The sequence below is a fragment of the Amycolatopsis sp. NPDC114504 genome, from assembly GCF_055633595.1.
This window is the reverse complement of record NZ_JBVKDU010000003.1, coordinates 77,590-95,842: the sequence shown is the minus strand read 5'-3', so window position 1 is coordinate 95,842 and position 18,253 is coordinate 77,590. Positions and strand designations below refer to the sequence as shown.

Sequence of the window (18,253 nt, the reverse complement as noted above, 5' to 3'; positions counted from 1 at the left end):
CCGGTCGCCGGTGCGGCTGCGGTCGCCCCCTTGCGATCGCCGGCGTGGGTGGCAGCTGCCGCGGTACTGCCACGCCGCCGCCCGCCTCGGGTCACGTGCGGCCGCCGGCGTCGGTGAGGGCAGCCGCGGCCCTGCCTCGCCGCCGGTTACCGCCGCCCCCGCCGGCGTCACGTGCGGTCGCCGGCGCTGCCCCAAGTCACTTCCGGTCGCCGGTGCGGCTGCGGTCGCCCCCTTGCGATCGCCGGCGTGGGTGGCAGCTGCCGCGGTACTGCCACGCCGCCGCCCGCCTCGGGTCACGTGCGGCCGCCGGCGTCGGTGGGGCCAGCCGCGGCCCTGCCACACCGCCGGTTACCGCCGCCCCGCCGGGGTCACGTGCGGTCGCCGGCGCTGCCCCAAGTCACTTCCGGTCGCCGGTGTAAACCACCGCCGCCGCCACGGCTGCCACTCCGCTGATCACGTCGGAAATGCGCCGCGGCATCTCGTGGTGCGTGTCGGCCATCCAAGCCCGCACCGATGCCCGGCCGAGCTCCGGCTCGCACAGGTCGTCGACACCCGCGGTCCAAGCCAGCAAGGCCAGACACGCCGCATGCGGGTCGGGCCTGTCCACTCCGAACACCGCCGCCCGGGCCTTGCTGCGGGCCGCCGTCGATACCAGCAGGTCCTCCGGTGGGTAGCGATGCCTGCGCCGCAACAGCATCGGCGTCCGCCGGACCAGTCCGAGCCCCACGAGGTTGTCCGCGGCGACCGTGGGCAGTTCGCCGCGCAGGTGGTCCACCCAGTCGCGCACGCTGTGCGCCCCCGTTTCCGAAACGATTTCGGAAAGCACGTGATCGGCCGTCGGAATACCCGGTGGCCGGGTGGCGATCGCGCGCACCTTCCCGTTCTCGACCGTGATCCGGTCGGTGAAGAGCAGGTCGCACAACGCCGCGCCGGCCAGGCCGATGCCCAGTGACGTCCGGCTGAGCGACGGGCGGCCGGTGAACTCGTCGTGGCCGAGGAAGAAGAAGGAATCGACCAAGGTGAGCCGGCGCATGACGGAAAACGGCCCCCTGGGCGGTCGAAGTGAGGATGCCGAAGATAGCGGTCCGGCTTCGGCGCACTTTCGGTGCCGTCACGGTTTACCCCGAACGGACGTACCGCCGTCCGGTGCGGACCCCCTACTCTGGGGCGCCGCGCCAAGATCACCTACGGCGCGGGGGAAGGTTCATGGGTACCCAGTCACCGGGGCGCGGCCTCGGGAAGAAGCGGCTCGGCGCCGCCCAGATCGTCTTCTTCGTCGTCGCGGCGGCCGGTCCGCTGTACGCGATCGCCGGCGGGGTTTCGGCGACCTACGCTGTGACAGGCATCGTCGGTGTGCCACTTTCGTTCGTCCTGCTGGCCCCGGTGCTCGCGTTGTTCGGCGTCGGGTACGCCGCGATGAGCCGGTACATCACGAACGCCGGCGCCTTCTACCCCTATGTGGCGCACGGGATCGGGCGCTCGGCGGGCACCGCCGTCGCGTACGTGACGGTGCTCGCCTACAGCTCCATCCAGACCGGCGTCTTCGGCCTGTTCGGCCTTTCCGTGTCCACCTGGCTGAACTCGAAGTTCGGCTGGGACCTGCCGTGGTGGCCGATCGCGCTGCTGATGGTGCTGGTCGTCGGCGCCGGCGGCGTGCTGCGGATCGACCTCAACGCGAAGGTGCTCGGCGTCGCGCTCGGCCTCGAGGTCTTGGTGCTCGTGGTGCTGAACGCCGGGATGTTCAGCCACCCGGCCGGCGGCTCCGTTTCGCTCGTCCCGCTCGAGCCGTCGAGCCTCTTCACGGCGGGCGTCGGCGCCGTTTTCGCTTTCTCCATAGCGGTTTTCCTCGGCTTCGAAGGGGCCGCCACCTACGGCGAGGAGTGCCGCGACCCGCGCCGGACGGTGGGCCGCGCGACGTACATCGCGATCGGGCTGACCGCGGTGCTCTACGTCGTCTCCTCGCTCGGGATGGCGGTCGCGACCGGTCCGGACCACGTCGTCGAGCGCGCCGCCGCCGAGGGGCCGGGCCTGCTGTTCGGGCTCGGCGGGCAGTACGTCGGCACCGCGTTCGCCGACACGGCGTACGTGCTCTTCCTGACCAGCCAGTGCGCCGCGCTGCTGAGCCTCCACAACGCCGTCGCGCGGTACTTCTTCGCGCTGGGCCGGGACGGGCTGCTGCCGGAGGGCGTCAGCCGCACCAGCAAGCGCACCGGCGCGCCGATCGGCGGCTCACTGGTCCAGACCTCGATCGGGATCGTCGTCGTCGCGGTCTTCGCGCTGGCCGGGCGCGACCCGTTCACGGACCTGTTCACCTGGACCGGCGTCACCGCTTCGACCGGCGTCACGATCATCATGATCGCGGTTTCGCTGTCGGTCATCGGGTTCTTCCGCCGTCGCCCCGGCCGGGAGACGGGGTGGCGGCGCCTGGGCGCACCCGCGCTCGCGGCGGTGACGCTGACCGCGATCCTGGTGCTGATCATCGTCAACTTCGACGTCCTGCTCGGCCCGGCGGGCTCGATCCCGCTGCTGCGCTGGGGTCTGCCGGGGCTGCTCGTGCTCGCCGGTCTCGCCGGCTTCCTGCGGGCCGAAGCACTGCGCACCCGGCGGCCGGACGTCTACGCGGGCATCGGCGGCCCGCTGCGCGAGGACGAGCTCGCGGAGACGCGATGAGCGACGTCCGCGCCGCGGATCCGTCCGAAGTGGACACCGTGCTCGGCATCCTGGTCGAGGCGTTCCAGGACGACCCGATGAGCCGCTGGGTGTTCCCGGACGCCGGCCGCCGCCGCACCGTCTCGCACCCCGCGTTCTTCGGCGCGCTCCTCGAAGCCGGCTTCGCGGCCGGGCACGTCGACGTGACCGGCGACCACACGGCGGCGGTGATCTGGCTCCCCGCCGGCGGGGACGACGACCCGATCCCCGGACTCGACGCGGCCGAGACCGGCCGGCTCGGCGCGCTGCTCGGCCTCATGGCCGGCCTCGAACCGCCCGGACCGCTCTGGCACGCGCAGTTCATCGGCGTCCGGCCGGGCCACCAGGGCCGGGGCATCGGCGGGCGGCTGTTGCGCCACGGCCTCGACCGGGCCGACGCCGAGGGCGTGCCCACCTACCTGGAGGCCAGCTCGCCGGCCAGCACGCGCCTCTACCGGCGGCTCGGGTTCCGCGACCATGGACCGGCGTTCCGTCCGCCCGGCGGGCCGCCGATGCAGCCGATGCGGCGTCCCGTGGTGTGAGGTGGGGGCGGTGGCTCGGGTTCCGTGACCACAGACCGGCGTTCCACCTGCCTGGTGGGCCGCCGGTGCAGCCGATGCGGCGTCCGGTGGTGTGAGGTCGGGGCGGCGGCTCGGGTTCCGCGACCACAGAGCCGCGTTCCACCCGCCCGGCGGGCCACCGATGCAGCCGATGCGGCGTGCCCCGGCCTGAGCCGTTACCGGCGAGTACAGTGCGCGTTCGAACGCGAGGAGGAAGCCGTGACCGAACGCTTCGGCAGCTACCAGAACGAGCTCTACCTGCAAGGACTCGGTGGGGTGCTGCCGCCGTGCTCGACCGACGCGACGAAGCTCGAAGCGTCGGCCCGTGAGGTCATGGCGCCCGGCCCGTTCTCCTACGTCGCGGGTTCGGCCGGCTCCGGCGCGACAGCCCGCGCCAACCGCGAGGCGTTCGACCGCTGGCGCGTCGTGCCGCGGATGCTGACCGGCGCCACCGACCGCGACCTCTCGACGACCGTGCTCGGCACCCGGCTGGCCGCGCCGGTGGCCGTCGCGCCCGTCGGTGTCCAGTCGATCGTGCACCCGGACGCCGAATCCGCGACCGCCCGCGCCGCCGCCTCGGTGGGGCTCCCGTTCATCCTGTCCACGGCGTCGTCCACCGGCATCGAGGACGTCGCCGCGGCCAACGGTGACGGCCCGCGCTGGTTCCAGCTGTACTGGCCCGGCGACCCGGACGTCTGCGCGAGCCTGCTGGCCCGGGCGAAGGCGGCCGGCTACACGGCGCTGGTCGTCACGCTCGACACGTGGACGCTGGCCTGGCGACCGTCCGACCTGGACCAGTCCTACCTGCCGTTCCTGCAGGGTGAGGGCCTCGCCGTCCCGTTCACCGACCCCGTCTTCCTGTCCCGGCTGGCGAAGACGCCGGAAGAGGACCGCGGCACGGCGATCCTCACCTGGATCGGCATGATCACCGGCACCGACCGGACGTGGGACCAGCTGCCGTTCCTGCGCGAGCACTGGGACGGCCCGATCGTCCTCAAGGGCATCCAGCACGTCGGCGACGCGCGCCGCGCGGCCGAGGCCGGAATGGACGGCATCGTCGTCTCCAACCACGGCGGCCGCCAGGTCGACGGTGCGATCGGGGCGCTGGAAGCGCTGCCCGGGATCGTCGCGGCGGTCGGCGACCGCATGGAGGTGCTCTTCGACTCGGGCGTCCGCACCGGCGCGGACGTGCTGAAGGCGATCGCGCTGGGCGCGCGGGCGGTGCTGGTGGGCCGGCCGTGGGTGTACGGGCTGGCGCACGCGGGCGAGGACGGCGTCCGGCACGTGCTGCGGAGCTTGCTGGCCGACTTCGACCTGACCATGGGACTTTCCGGCCACCGCACCCTCGCCGACCTGGGCCCGGACTCGCTCCAGCGGACATGAGATAACAAAACGGGAAATCCGGGGACAGCTCGGGAACCGGCCGCTACTGTTCGAGTCCCATTGCGGGCCGTCGGGGCGGCCGGCTCCTGTTTCCCTTTCCTGTTGGGGGTTTTCCATGTCTTCGATCATGATGCGCATCGGCATCCTGTTCGCCGTCCTCGGCTTCGGATCGCTCGTCCTGGAGCAGTTCGACTACGAATTCCGCCTGCTGTCCTGGGCCACCGACATGCAGCCGACGTTCGGCATCGGGCTGGGCGTCCTCGGCCTCGTGCTGATCGGCGGCTCGGTGGCGATCAGCCGCACCAAGTCCGCGCCGCAGCCGCAGCAGCAGTTCGCCCAGCAGCCGCCGGCGCCGGGCCAGCAGCAGCCGTACGCCGGCGGCCAGCCGCAGCAGTTCCAGGGCCAGCCGCAGCCGCAGCAGCAGTACCCGCAGCAGCCCGGCCAGCAGGGCTGAGCCTCGTTTCGAAAAGGCCCCGCACCACCCGGTGCGGGGCCTTTCGCGTGCGCCCGGTCACGCCACGGGGATATTGGGAGGCCCGCGTCGTCACGCACGGCTATCCTCGGTCCAAGCATGTCCACGTCATCCCCCTTCGAAGCGCTGCGTGCGCGCCTGCCCGAGCTGATGCCGCGTGACGAGCAGCGGCTGCGCCGGCGGCTCGACGGCGCCCGCAAAGCTCGCGATCGCGACGCCGCCCTCGCGCAGATCTCCGCCGACATCGACAAGGCTGAGCTGCGGATCGCGGCGCGCCGCGAAAGCGTGCCCAAGATCGAGTACCCCGAAGAGCTGCCGGTCAGCAAGCTCAAGGACGAGATCGGCGCCGCGATCGCGAAGCACCAGGTCGTGATCGTCGCGGGGGAGACCGGCTCGGGCAAGACCACTCAGCTGCCGAAGATCTGCCTCGAGCTCGGCCGCGGCATCCGCGGCCAGATCGGCCACACGCAGCCGCGGCGCCTGGCCGCCCGCACGGTCGCCGACCGGATCGCGAGCGAGCTGAAGACCGAGCTCGGCGACACCGTCGGCTACAAGGTGCGGTTCACCGACCAGTCCGGGCAGGACACGCTGGTCAAGCTGATGACCGACGGCATCCTGCTGGCCGAGATCCAGACCGACCGCTCGCTGCGCCAGTACGACACGCTGATCATCGACGAGGCCCACGAGCGCAGCCTCAACATCGACTTCATCCTCGGCTACCTCAAGCAGCTGCTGCCGCGCCGTCCCGACCTCAAGGTGATCATCACCTCGGCGACGATCGACCCCGAGCGGTTCTCGAAGCACTTCGACGACGCGCCGATCGTCGAGGTCTCCGGCCGGACGTACCCGGTCGAGACGCGCTATCGGCCGCTCGTCGACCCCGATGACCCTGAAGGTGACGACGAGCGCGACCAGACGCAGGGCATCCTCGACGCCGTCGAGGAGCTGTGCGCCGAGGGACCGGGCGACGTCCTGGTGTTCCTCTCCGGCGAGCGCGAGATCCGTGACACCGCCGACGTGCTCAACCGGGCGGACCTGCGCAACACCGAGGTCCTCCCGCTGTACGCGCGGCTGTCGGCGGCCGACCAGCACCGCGTGTTCCAGCAGCACACCGGACGCCGGGTGGTGCTCGCGACCAACGTCGCCGAGACGTCGCTGACCGTGCCGGGCATCAAGTACGTCGTCGACCCGGGCACCGCGCGCATCTCCCGCTACAGCCACCGCACGAAGGTGCAGCGCCTGCCGATCGAACCGGTCTCGCAGGCGTCGGCGAACCAGCGCAAGGGCCGCTGCGGCCGGACGTCCGACGGCATCTGCATCCGGCTCTATTCCGAAGAGGACTTCGAGGCGCGGCCGGAGTTCACCGACCCGGAGATCCTGCGGACCAACCTCGCGTCGGTCATCCTGCAGATGACGTCGCTGGGGCTGGGCGACATCGCGGCGTTCCCGTTCGTCGAGCCGCCGGACCGTCGTCAGGTCACCGACGGCGTCGGGCTGCTGCAGGAGCTGGGCGCGTTCGACAGCACCGCCACCAGCTCGTCGGACCGGCGGCTCACCGACATCGGCCGCAAGCTCGCGCAGCTGCCGGTCGACCCGCGGATGGGCCGGATGGTGCTGGAGGCGGCGAAGAACGGCTGCGTCCGCGAGGTCATGATCATCGCGGCGGCACTGTCCATCCAGGACCCGCGGGAGCGGCCGGCGGAGAAGCAGCAGGCGGCCGACCAGCAGCACGCGCGCTTCGCCGACCCGACGTCGGACTTCCTCGCCTACCTGAACCTGTGGGAGTACGTCGCCGAGCAGCAGAAGGCGTTGTCCGGCAACCAGTTCCGCCGCATGTGCCGCACCGAGTACCTCAACTACCTGCGCCTGCGCGAGTGGCAGGACATCTTCAGCCAGCTCCGGCAGCTGGCGAAACCGCTCGGCATCTCCCTGAACACGAACACGGCCCCGGTGGACCCGCAGCGCGTGCACACGTCGCTGATCGCCGGGCTGCTCTCGCACATCGGGCTCAAGGACCCGGCGAAGGGCGACTACCTGGGCGCGCGCGGCGCCCGCTTCGGCATCTTCCCCGGGTCGGCGCTGTTCAAGAAGCAGCCGCGGTTCGTGATGTCGGCCGAGCTGGTCGAGACGTCGCGGCTGTGGGCGCGGGTGAACGCGCGCATCGAGCCGGAGTGGGTCGAGCCGCTGGCGGGGCACGTCGTCAAGCGCAATTACTCCGAGCCGCACTGGGAACGCAAGCAGGGCGCGGTGATGGCGACCGAGAAGGTGACGCTGTACGGCGTCCCGCTGATCGCCGACCGCCGCGTCAACTACGGCCGGATCGACCCGGAGATGTCGCGGGCGCTGTTCATCCGGCACGCGCTGGTCGAGGGCGACTGGCAGACGCGCCACCACTTCTTCGCCGAGAACCGGGCGCTGCTGGAAGAGGTCGAGGACCTCGAGAACCGCGCGCGGCGGCGCGACATCCTGGTCGACGACCAGACGCTGTACGAGTTCTACGACGAGCGGGTGCCCGCGGACGTCGTCTCGGTGCGGCACTTCGACACCTGGTGGAAGAAGACGCGGCACGAGCAGCCGGACCTGCTCTCGTTCGAGAAGTCCATGCTCATCAACGAGACCGCGGGCGGCGTCCGCGAGGGCGACTACCCCGACTCGTGGACGCAGGGCACGCAGGTCTTCAAGCTGACCTACCAGTTCGAGCCGGGCGCGGACGCCGACGGCGTCACCGTGCACATCCCGCTGCCCGTGCTGAACCAGGTCACCGAGGACGGTTTCGACTGGCAGGTACCCGGCTTGCGCGCGGAACTGGTGACGCAGCTGATCAAGTCGCTGCCGAAGGCGTTGCGGCGCAACTTCGTCCCGGCGCCGGACACCGCGGCGTACGTCCTTTCGCGAGTGTCCCCTTCGGACGGTCCGCTGCTGGAGGTGCTCGGCCGCGAGCTGCGCGCGCTGCGGGGGATCACGGTGCCGTACGCGGACTGGGACCCGGCTTCGGTGCCGGAGCACCTGAAGATGACGTTCCGGGTGGTCGACGAGCGGGGCAAGAAGGTCGCCGAGGGCAAGGACATCTCGCTGCTGCGGCTCAAGCTGGCGCCGAAGGTCCGGGAGACGATCTCGAAGGCGGCCAACAGCCTGGAGAAGGCCGGGCTGACGAAGCCCGACTTCGGCTCGCTGCCCCGCGTGTTCGCTTCGACGCAGCGCGGCCACGACGTCAAGGCGTACCCGGCGCTGGTGGACGAGGGCGCGTCGGTGGCGGTGCGGATGCTGGACACGCCGGGGCAGCAGGAACACGCGATGTGGGCGGGCACGCGGCGGATGCTGCGGCTGAACCTGAACTCGCCGATGAAGTTCATCACGCGGTCGCTGTCGAACTCGTCGAAGCTGGTCCTGAACCGGAACCCGCACGGCAGCGTGGCGGCGTTGCTCGAGGACTGCGTCGACTGCGCGGTGGACGCGCTGATGACGGCCGGCGGCGGCCCGGTGTTCGACGAGACCGGCTTCAAGGTCCTGCTGGAGAAGGTCCGCGCGGGCCTGCACCCGGTGGTGCTGGACGTGCTGACCGACGTCGAGAAGATCCTCCGCGCCGCGAACGACGTCGAGGTGGCGCTGCCCTCGACGCGCGGACCGGCGGAGTCGCTGGCCGACATCCGGGCCCAGCTTTCGGGCCTGGTCCACCCGGGTTTCGTGACGGCGACGGGTGCTTCGCGGCTGCGCAACGTGGTGCGCTACCTGCAGGGGATCTCGCGCCGGCTGGAGAAGCTGGTTTCGGAGCCGACCCGCGACCTGCAGCGCACGGCGGACATCGCGTGGATCACCGGCGAGTACGCCGACGCTGTGGCTTCCCTGCCGCCGGGCACGTCGTCGCCGGCGCTGGACGAAGTGCGGTGGATGATCGAGGAGCTGCGGGTTTCGTTCTTCGCGCAGACGCTGGGGACGGCGCACCCCGTGTCGCTTAAGCGGATCACGAAAGCCATCGACGACGCGCTGGCCTAGAGGAAGACCCGGGCGAGCTCCAGCCACTTCCGCGCGTGGTCGCCGTCGGCCGTGAGGCTGGTTTCGGCCGGCGTCCGGCGTTGGGTGACGCGCAGGCAGAAGTCGAGTGCGCCGGGCCGCACCCGCGGCGGCATCGAGGTCGGCGTCCGCCGGCACGACGTCGAAGGCTTCCGGAGTCCGTAGGGCGACTAGACGTTCGGGTCGGCCGCGGCGAGGTGCGCGATCTGGTGGGCGATCGTCTACCCGGCGGCGGGCGTGGGCCGGGACCAGTCGGCTTCCGCGGAAACGAGGGCGTCGAGTTCGTCCCCTTCGGCCACCAGGTCGGGCAGCGCGCGGTCACGGTCCACCGCGGAGAGATCCAGCCCGTAGTCGATCATCGGTCCAGGCTACCGAAATCCGGTATGTCCGGCTCCGAACTTCCGTCGGTTGACCGCGCGTGGACGGGCGTCAAGCCTGGGACGGCTGAAGACCTCCTGGGAAAGGATCTTCCGATGTCCTCAGGTGTTTCATCCGCCAAGCGCAGAATCTTCGCCACGCTCACCGCGCTCGTCCTGCCGCTCGCCGTCGTCCTCGCGCCGGCCGCGCACGCCGCCGGCGGAGGGTCGCCGCTGCCGGTGGATCCGCTGCACAGCAAGCACAAGATCGCGGCGGAGGCTCGGCACGATGTGCCGAACCCGCTGCTGAAGGAGCAGTTCGCCGAGGAGGAAGAGGAAGACGGCGACGATCCGGCGCTGTCCGCGCTCTGCCAGACCTACATCGGCAAGCCGAACCCCTACCGGCCGCTCGCCCCCAACAACGACGTCATCGACGGTGACACCGTCGTGCCGACCGGCAGCCAGACCGGCTGCAGCACCGCCCAGAACGAGACGACCGTCGCCGTCAACCCCGAGAACCCGCGCAACATCGTCGCCGGTTCGAACGACTACCGGCTCTACAACACCCGCGAGGCGCGCAACGACTCCGGCGGCTTCGCCTACACGTCGTTCGACGGCGGCCGGACCTGGGCGAACGTCCAGCTGCCGCACCTGGACTTCCCGACCGGGGCGCCGGCTCCACTGTCCTACATGGACGCCGCGGGTGACCCGGCGGTCGCGTTCGGGCCGCACAACACCGTCTACTACGCCACGCTCCTGTTCAGCCGGGCGGCGGTCCCCGACGACCAGCAGCTCGCCAGCGGCATCGCCGTTTCGGTGTCCCACGACGGCGGGCGCAGCTTCGGCGACCCGGCGATCCTGCACCTCGACGGCCTCACGCCGGCCGGCACGCCGACGCCCACGAACATCTTCAACGACAAGGAGTGGATCGCCGCCGACCCCGTGTCCGGCGACGTCTACGTGACCTGGACGCAGTTCACCTACGACGCCGACGGCGAGTTCACCGAGTCGCCGATCGTGCTGTCGAAGTCGGCCGACTTCGGCCGGACGTGGTCGCCGATGCGCCGGGTTTCGCCGTCACTGTCCGGTTTCCACGGGGGGATCACGCCCTACGGCAGCGGCTCGAACCCGGTCGTCACCCGTGACAAGACGCTCCAGATCGCCTACGAGACGTCGGTGTGCGCGACCGCGGCGTGCGACCAGCCGTCCGATCACGACGCCGTCGTCGTGGCGACCTCGCGTGACGGCGGACGCACGTTCCGGAACACGGAGGTGGCGCTCGACTTCGACTTCCCAGTCGACGAAGACGTCGCCAACAACGCGCTGACCGGGGAGAACTTCCGGGTCAACAGCTTCCCGCAGCTGACCTACGACCGCGTCACCGATCACCTGTGGGTGACCTGGGCCGACGACCGCAACGGCACCTACCGCGACGGCGAGTCGGTCAAGACGAACGGCGACGCGTTCCTCAGCGGGTCCGACGGCCGCCACGGCTGGTCGAAGCCCGTGAAGATCGGCACGGACGCCGACGAGGTGTTCCCGGCGGTCGCGGCGCTGGCCGGACGTGTCGCGGTCACGTTCTACACCCGTGCGTACGACCCGCACGGCATCGGCCTCGACTACGCCTACGCCACCGGCTGGGGCGACCGTTCGTCCCCGATCCGCCGGATCACGACGCAGACGGCGAACCCGCAGGTCCAGTTCGTGTCGACGGGCGCGGAGACCGGCAAGGAGCTGCAGGGCGTGTTCATCGGCGACTACACCGCGGCGGCGGTCGGTGCCGACTTCGGCCTGCACCCGGTCTGGACCGACTTCCGCGGCAACCCGGGCAAGACCCTGCCGAACCAGGACGTCGGCACGCAGACGCTCTCGATGTTCGGCTGACGCGTACCCGGCCGGACGACACGCGTACCCGGCCGGACGACACGCGTACCTGGACGGACGACACGCGTACCTGGACGGACGACACGATCGATCGCCGTGTCGTCCATCTGCGTGCGCGTGTCGTCCGTCCGGGTACGGCTACTTCGCGTCGGCGTAGGTGTCGACCACCGCGACCTGCATCGGGAACCGCACCGGGCAGGCCTCCCCGAACAGCATTCTCGCGGCCTCCGCCACCGCGTCCGTGATCGCCGCGGACACCTCCTCCGCCAGGTCCGCCGGGGTGTGGACGATGACTTCGTCGTGCTGGAAGAACACCAGGTGGGCCGGATCCGGGAGGCGCTGGCGCAGCGTCGCCAGCATCACCGCCGTCATGTCGGCCGCGCTCGCCTGGACGACGAAGTTGCGCGTGAACCGGCCCCAGCCTCGTGACGCGCGGCGGGCCTTCAGCTCCCCGGCCTCGTCCGAAGCCAGCCCGCCGGTCAGCGCGCGCCAGGCGGCCGAGGGGGCGGGCGATGTCCGGCCCAGCCGGGAGCGGACGCGTTCGCCGCGCTCGCCCGCCTGCGCCGCGTGCTCCACATAGGACACCGCGTCCGGGAAACGCTGGCGCAGCAACGCCAGCAGCGGCCCCGCCTCGCCGGACGTGCCGCCGTACATCGCCGAGAGCATCGCGATCTTCGCGCGCGCCCGGTCGTCGCGGTCGTCGTCGGGGGCCGGGACCCAGCGGGCGCCCGAGAACAGCGCCTCGCCGAGGCGGGCGTACAGGTCGGTCGCCGCCGCGACGTCGGCCAGCCGGCGGTCGCCCGACAACGCCGTCAGCACCCGCGGTTCGAGCTGGGCCGCGTCGGCCACCACCAGCTTCCAGCCCGGGTCCGCGCGCACGCACGTGCGCAGCACCTTCGGGATCTGCAGCGCCCCGCCGCCGCGGCTGGCCCAGCGCCCGGACACCACCCCGCCGACGACGTAGTGCGGGCGGAACCGGCCGTCGGTGACCCATTCCTCGAGCCACGACCAGCCGTTCGCCGCGTACAGCCGCGACAGCTCCTTGTACTCCAGCAACGGCGCGACGGCGGGATGATCGATTCCCTTCAGCAGGTACTTCCGCGCCGCCGGGACCTCGATCCCGGCGCGGGCCAGCGCCTTGACCACGCTCGGCGGCGAGTCCGGGTTGACCGGCCGCCCGCCGAACGCCTCGCTGATCTTCGCCGCCAGCTCCACCAGCACCTTCGGCCGCTCGCCGGCGCGCACCCGCGGCCCGAGCCGGGAGACCAGCAGCGCCTCGTGCAGGTCGGCGCGCCACGGCAGGCCGTCGGCCGACATCTCCGCCGCGGCCAGCGCGCTCGCCGACTCCGCGGCGAGCAGCAGCCGCATCCGGTCGGGGTGCCCGGCCGCGGCGACCCGCCGCTCCTGCTCCGCGAGCACGCGCCGGACCGCCGTGACGACCGTCACGCCCTCGGGCAGCGTCGGCACCCGGGTGTCGAACAGCGTCGGCTGCGCCAGCTCGACGTCCGCGGAGTCGAGCGGCGGCTCCTCGTCGTTCGCCCTGGCCCAGGCCGCGCGCAGGCTGCGCGACTGCCCCTCCCGGCCCTCGTGCGCCAGCAGCAGCCCCTCGGCCAGGGCGAGGTCGTAGCAGCGCCCGACCCGCACCCCGGCCGCGACGAGCACCGGGTACACGCCCTCCACCGAAGGGAACACCCAGCGCGGCCGCAGCGTCGCCTCCAGCTCCCGGGCCAGCGCCGCGAAACCCGCCTCGTCCAGGCCGTTCGCCGTCGACGACGGTGCGTGCACGGTGAAGCTCCCGTCCTCCTCCCGCCCGGCGATCACCTGCACGAAAGACATCATGACGGCCACCACCGACAAAAACCGGGCCACGCGCGGCTGGTGCGCTCGCGGCGCCGTTGGTTTACTGTCCAGTAGCCCCCATACCGCCGGTACGCCCGCCGTCGGCATGGGCTCTCTTCCCGCAGCAACGGAGGTGCCCGGATGAGCCTGGTCGAGCTCGCCACGCAGGTGGCGGACAAGGTGGCGGAGACGGCGCGCAGCGTGGACGTGATGCGCCGCGCGGGTCTCGTCCCCTTCCCCCGGCTCGACGAGGGGGTCCGGTCGCTGGTCGCGTTGCGCAAGTTCGGCCCGTTCGCCGGCGCGAACCACATCTCCGCCCGCCGCGACCCGACCGCCGTCGGCATCGTCGACGAGCTCGGCCCGCTGACCTACAAGCAGCTCGACGACCAGTCGAACGCGCTGGCCAGGGCCTGGTCCGAGCGCGGGATCAAGCCGGGTCAGGTCGTCGCCGCGCTGTGCCGCGACCACCGCGGCCTGGTGATCACGATGGCCGCGTCGGGCAAGCTCGGCGTCCGCCTGCTGCTGATGAACACCGGGTTCGCGAAGCCGCAGCTGGCCGACGTCGCCAAGCGCGAGGGCGTCACGGCGCTGGTGTACGACCAGGAGTTCACGAACCTCCTCGACGCCATCCCCGACGGCGTCGAGCGCTACCTGGCCTGGGTCGACCCGGACAGCGACCTGAGCGACCGGGACGTGCCGGTGCTGTCCGAGATCATCGCCAGCACCGACGACCGGCCGTGGCCCGCGCCGGCCAAGCCGGGCGGTTTCGTGCTGCTGACCAGCGGCACCACGGGCACGCCGAAGGGCGCGCCGCGGCCGCACACCTCGGCGCTGGCGTCGGCGCAGTTCCTCGACCGGATCCCGCTGCGGTCCAACGAGGCCACCTACATGGGCGCGCCGCTGTTCCACGGCACCGGGCTCTCGCAGTTCATCCTTTCCTTCGCGCTCGGCTCGAAGGTCGTGATGCGCCGCAAGTTCACGCCGGAGGAGGCGCTGCGCGGCGTCGCCGAGCACAAGTGCACCGCGCTCGTGCTGGTGCCGACCATGCTGCAGCGCATCGTCGACCTGCCGAAGGACGTCCGGGCGAAGTACGACACGTCGGCGCTGCGGATCATCTTCGTCGCGGGCTCCGCGCTGTCGCCGGACCTCGGCAACCGCGCGAACGAGGCGTTCGGCCCGGTCGTGCACAACCTCTACGGCTCGACCGAGGTCGCCGTGGCGACGGTCGCGACGCCGGAAGACTGGGCTCGCGCGCCCGGCACGGTCGGCCGGGCACCGGTCGGCTGCAAGGTCGCGCTGTACGACGAAAAGGGCGGAAAGATCACCGAGCCGCACGTGACCGGCCGGGTGTTCGTCGGCAGCGGCCTCAGCTTCGGCGGCTACACCGACGGCCGCCACAAGGAGATCATCGACGGCCTGCTGTCGAGCGGCGACGTCGGCCACTTCGACGAAGACGGCCTCCTGTTCATCGACGGCCGCGACGACGAGATGATCGTCTCCGGCGGCGAGAACGTGTTCCCGATCGAGGTGGAGAACCTCCTGGTGGAGCGCGAAGACGTCCTGGAGGCGGCGGTGATCGGCGTCGAGGACCCGGAGTTCGGCCAGCGCCTCAAGGCGTTCGTGGTCCTGGCCGACGGCGCGGACCTCGACGTCGAGGGCGTCCGCGAGTACGTGAAGGCGAACTTGGCGCGCTACAAGGTGCCGCGCGACGTCGAGTTCCTGGACGAACTGCCGCGCAACGCCACCGGGAAGGTGCTGCGGACCAAGCTGTCATGAGCCGCGCTGGACGTTGACGATCCGCCAGCCGTCATCGCGCCGGGCGGCCACCACCGTGCAGCCCACTCCGTCGCGGTGACCGGTCGCGACACCGACGGTGGCGGTCACCTCCAGCCGGGTCCACCGGAACGCCGCCGTCGGCGCCCGGCCGGGCCAGTGGTCGCGGTCGAGCACCAGTCCGTCGGGCCCGTCGCCGCGGAAGCCGTCGGCCAGGAAGGACGCGGTGGTGTCGCCGCGCGTCTCGGCGTCGCGCCAGCGGGCCAGCAGGTCTTCAAAGGTGTCCATGGGGTCGAAGTTCGCAGGCGGCGGGGGTGCGGACATCTGCCACCTGGCCGAGATTCGCTGGCAGACTGGCCGGGCGATGAGCGAGACGAACCTGGTGCCCGCGGGCACGGTCACGATCCTGTGCGCCGGCGACGAACCTCCGGCCGTTTTCGCGACGCCCGAAGAGGCCGTCGCGACGTTGACCACCGGACCCGCCGCTGTCCACACGGGCGAGGCCCTGATCCGCGACGACGGCACGCCGACCGGACCCGCTGTCCGGCGCTGCCGGCACCTGCGCGAGCTGGCCGACGGCCGCACGCTCGTCTCCGCGCCCGCCGCCGCCGGACTGCCCGGCAAGCCGCTGCACGACCTCGGCGTCCACCGGCTGCCGGACCTCACCGCGCCCGAGCGGATCTTCCAGCTCGGCGGCAGCCCCGGTCCACTGCGCTCGCTCGACACGACCCCGAACAACCTCCCGGTGCAGCTGACCGGTTTCGTCGGCCGCGGAACCGAAGCCGACGACATCGAGGGGCGGCTGGCCGGGGGACGGCTCGTCACGCTGGCCGGGACCGGCGGCAGCGGCAAGACCCGGCTGGCCGCGCAGGTCGCCGCCGCCGGGGCCGGACGATGGCCCGATGGGGTGTGGTGGGTCGAACTCGACACCGAGCCCGCCGAAGTCGCCGAGCTGGTCGCCGCGACGCTCGGGGTGCCCGTCGAGCCGCACGTCGGCGCCGTCCGGTCGGTGGTGACCCACCTGCGCGACCGGCGCGTCCTGCTCTGCCTCGACAACTGCGAACAGGTCCTCGACGGCGTCGCGGACCTCGCCGTCGAGTTGCTCCGGTCCTGCCCCGAGGTCGCCGTGCTGACGACCAGCCGGGAACCCCTCGGCGTGCCGGGCGAGACGGTGTGGCGCGTGCCGCCGCTGGCCGTCGAGGAGGCGGTCGCGCTGTTCGTCGAACGGGCGGGCGCGGTCCGCCCACTGTTCACTTTGGACACTTCCAGCGCGGCCGCCGTCCGGTCCGTCTGCACCCGGCTCGACGGCATCCCGCTGGCCGTCGAGCTCGCCGCCGCGTGGCTCGGAACCCTGACCCCGCACCAGATCGACGCCGGTCTCGACGACCGTTTCGCGCTGCTCACCCGCGGCCCGCGCGGGGTGCCGGCCCGGCAGCAGACCCTCGCCGCGTCGATCGCGTGGAGCCACGACCAGCTCGACGACGCGGACCGCGCGGTGTTCCGCCGGCTCTCCGTCTTCGCCGGCGGGTTCACCCTGGACGCCGCGGGTGGCCCGGTCGCGCTGGGCCGGCTCGTCGACAAGTCCTTGGTACTGGCCGAAAACGGCCGCTACCGCATGCTGGAGACGCTGCGTGAGTACGCGGCGGCCCGGCTCGCCGAAGCAGGGGAGACCGACGCCGTCCGCGACCGCCACCTCGACCACTTCCTGGCCCTCGCCGAAGCCGCCGAACCCGACCTGGACCGCGATAAGGACGCGTGGCGCGCGCGGATGGAACCCGAGCGCGACAACCTGCGCGCGGCCCTGGAATGGGGGCTGATGCGGGAAGATCCCGAGCGCGGACGCCGGCTCGCCGCCGCCGTCGCGTGGCTGTGGAACCTCCGGGGCCGCGGCCACGAGGGCTTGGCGTACCTCAAGCGAGCGGTCGCCCGCTGCCCGGACGAGCGTTCGCCGCTGCAGGCCCGGCTGCTCACCGGGATGGGGCTGGTCGCCGACACGACGGCGCCGTTCGACCTCGAAGCCGCGCGCCTGGGACTGGAGATCGCCACCGAAGTCGGCGAGGCGGGGCTGCGCGCGCGATGCCTCTCGCTGACCGCCCTCGGGCACCTCTACACGGACTTCGACGCCGCCTGGGACCTCGCCCTCGAAGCCGAGAAGGCGGCGGAAAACGACGGCTTCGCCCGCGACAGCGCGGTGATGCTGCGCGGAATCGTCCTCCACGCCCGCGACCGGCACGGCGAAGCCGACCCGCTGCTCGCCGAAGCGGCCGAAGGGCTCCTTCGCCGAGGAGATCGCGGACTCGCCTCGACCGTCCTCAGTGCCCGGTCGGCGATCGCGCTCGCGTCGGCGGACCTGCCGCGGGCGCGCGGACTCGCCGAGCACGCCGTCGAGGTCGCCGCGCCGCTCGGGGACTTCCACCGGGTCAACACGACGCTGTGCCGGCTGGCACTGGTGCACTGCCTGGCCGGTGAGGTCGACGCGGGGTTCCGCGTGATGGAACCGTTCCTGCGGCTGCTCGAGACCGCCGGCGACGTCTTCGTGCCCGGTATGGCGGGCGTGATGGGCGAGCTGCACCGGCGTCGCGGCTCATTCGACGAAGCCGAGCGGTGGTTCGCCCGTGAGGCCGTTCCCGGGACGTACATGGCGTCGCAGGGGCTCGCCGAACGCGGGGCCGTGCTGCGGGAGCTGGGCCGGACCGAGGAAGCCGCGGCCGTGCTGACCACCGCCGTCGAGCTGACCCGGCGCTGGGGCCTGCGGTCGGCGCTGGCCGACGCGCTGGACCAGCAGGGGTACCTGGCCGCGCCGGAGCAGGCCGCCGAGCTGCACCACGAGGCCCTGGCGCTGCGCCTCGACCACGGACTCCGCCTGGGTGTTCTCGACAGCCTGGACGCGCTGACGGCGCTCTTCGCCCGCACCGGCCGCGAGGCCGACGCGGCGCGGGTCTTCGTCTCGGCCACGCGGGTGCGGACGGAGCTGGGCTTCCCGCGCAGGCCGGGCGGGTTCGACCTCACGACCGAGGACGAGCCGATGAGCCTCGACGACGTCGTCGCGTTCGTCCGCCGGACCCGGGGTGCGCGTGGCCGCCCGTCGAGCGGCTGGGGCAGCCTGACGCCGACCGAGCTGGAGGTCGTGAAGCTCGCGGCCGAGGGCTGCACGAACCCGGAGATCGGCACCCGGCTGTTCATGAGCCGCGGCACGGTGAAGACGCACCTCGCGCACGTCTACGCCAAGCTCGGGATCGCGAACCGCACGGAGCTGGCCACCGCGGCGGCCGCGCAGCGGGGGTGAA

The 18,253-nt window shown here is 72.1% G+C and carries 13 protein-coding genes; 8 read left to right on the top strand and 5 right to left on the bottom strand.

Annotated elements, in window-relative coordinates; genetic code table 11:
- Positions 1–397 precede the first annotated feature (397 nt).
- A complete protein-coding gene (locus ACZ7PG_RS21760; protein ID WP_470240913.1) occupies positions 398–1,033 on the bottom strand; it encodes a GOLPH3/VPS74 family protein in 636 nt (211 codons plus the stop codon).
- Between the two features lie 173 nt (positions 1,034–1,206).
- Here ACZ7PG_RS21760 and ACZ7PG_RS21755 point away from each other — a divergent pair, with 173 nt between their 5' ends.
- From ACZ7PG_RS21755 to hrpA, 5 genes are all read left to right on the top strand, one after another.
- Positions 1,207–2,670: an APC family permease gene (locus tag ACZ7PG_RS21755; protein WP_470240912.1), complete on the top strand. Its 1,464-nt coding sequence runs from the start codon at positions 1,207–1,209 to the stop codon at positions 2,668–2,670.
- On the top strand, positions 2,667–3,230 hold the full coding sequence (locus ACZ7PG_RS21750) for a GNAT family N-acetyltransferase (protein WP_470240911.1): 564 nt from the start codon (positions 2,667–2,669) through the stop codon (positions 3,228–3,230). The genes ACZ7PG_RS21755 and ACZ7PG_RS21750 overlap by 4 nt, the downstream gene beginning before the upstream one ends.
- Before the next feature lie 237 nt (positions 3,231–3,467).
- On the top strand, positions 3,468–4,631 hold the full coding sequence (locus ACZ7PG_RS21745) for a lactate 2-monooxygenase (protein WP_470240910.1): 1,164 nt from the start codon (positions 3,468–3,470) through the stop codon (positions 4,629–4,631).
- Between the two features lie 115 nt (positions 4,632–4,746).
- Complete coding sequence (locus tag ACZ7PG_RS21740; RefSeq protein WP_470240909.1) at positions 4,747–5,085, top strand: hypothetical protein; 339 nt, start codon at positions 4,747–4,749, stop codon at positions 5,083–5,085.
- A 117-nt stretch (positions 5,086–5,202) separates the two neighbouring features.
- Positions 5,203–9,096 carry an ATP-dependent RNA helicase HrpA gene (gene hrpA / locus ACZ7PG_RS21735; RefSeq protein ID WP_470240908.1) on the top strand — a complete coding sequence of 1,298 codons (3,894 nt, stop codon included), beginning with the start codon at positions 5,203–5,205 and terminating at the stop codon, positions 9,094–9,096.
- On the opposite strand, the gene ACZ7PG_RS21730 is transcribed toward hrpA, so the two are convergent.
- On the bottom strand, positions 9,093–9,230 hold the full coding sequence (locus tag ACZ7PG_RS21730) for a hypothetical protein (RefSeq protein WP_470240907.1): 138 nt from the start codon (positions 9,228–9,230) through the stop codon (positions 9,093–9,095). The two genes, hrpA and ACZ7PG_RS21730, sit on opposite strands and share 4 nt — an antisense overlap.
- Positions 9,231–9,335: 105 nt before the next feature.
- Positions 9,336–9,473, bottom strand: a complete 138-nt coding sequence (locus ACZ7PG_RS21725; protein ID WP_470240906.1) for a hypothetical protein — start codon at positions 9,471–9,473, stop codon at positions 9,336–9,338.
- Between the two features lie 114 nt (positions 9,474–9,587).
- On the opposite strand from ACZ7PG_RS21725, the gene ACZ7PG_RS21720 reads away from it, so the two are divergent.
- Positions 9,588–11,354, top strand: coding sequence for a sialidase family protein (locus ACZ7PG_RS21720; RefSeq protein WP_470240905.1), 1,767 nt, complete (start codon positions 9,588–9,590; stop codon positions 11,352–11,354).
- A 138-nt stretch (positions 11,355–11,492) separates the two neighbouring features.
- On the opposite strand, the gene ACZ7PG_RS21715 is transcribed toward ACZ7PG_RS21720, so the two are convergent.
- Entirely contained in the window at positions 11,493–13,181 is a 1,689-nt protein-coding gene (locus ACZ7PG_RS21715) for a bifunctional 3'-5' exonuclease/DNA polymerase (protein ID WP_470242369.1), read from the bottom strand.
- Between the two features lie 153 nt (positions 13,182–13,334).
- Between ACZ7PG_RS21715 and ACZ7PG_RS21710 the strand changes: the two genes are divergently transcribed.
- Positions 13,335–14,969: an acyl-CoA synthetase gene (locus ACZ7PG_RS21710; RefSeq protein WP_470240904.1), complete on the top strand. Its 1,635-nt coding sequence runs from the start codon at positions 13,335–13,337 to the stop codon at positions 14,967–14,969.
- Here ACZ7PG_RS21710 and ACZ7PG_RS21705 read toward each other — a convergent pair.
- On the bottom strand, positions 14,964–15,254 hold the full coding sequence (locus ACZ7PG_RS21705; RefSeq protein WP_470240903.1) for a nuclear transport factor 2 family protein: 291 nt from the start codon (positions 15,252–15,254) through the stop codon (positions 14,964–14,966). The genes ACZ7PG_RS21710 and ACZ7PG_RS21705 overlap by 6 nt on opposite strands.
- Here ACZ7PG_RS21705 and ACZ7PG_RS21700 point away from each other — a divergent pair.
- Positions 15,253–18,252 carry a helix-turn-helix transcriptional regulator gene (locus ACZ7PG_RS21700; protein WP_470240902.1) on the top strand — a complete coding sequence of 1,000 codons (3,000 nt, stop codon included), beginning with the start codon at positions 15,253–15,255 and terminating at the stop codon, positions 18,250–18,252. The two genes, ACZ7PG_RS21705 and ACZ7PG_RS21700, sit on opposite strands and share 2 nt — an antisense overlap.
- The last annotated feature ends 1 nt before the right edge of the window (position 18,253 follow it).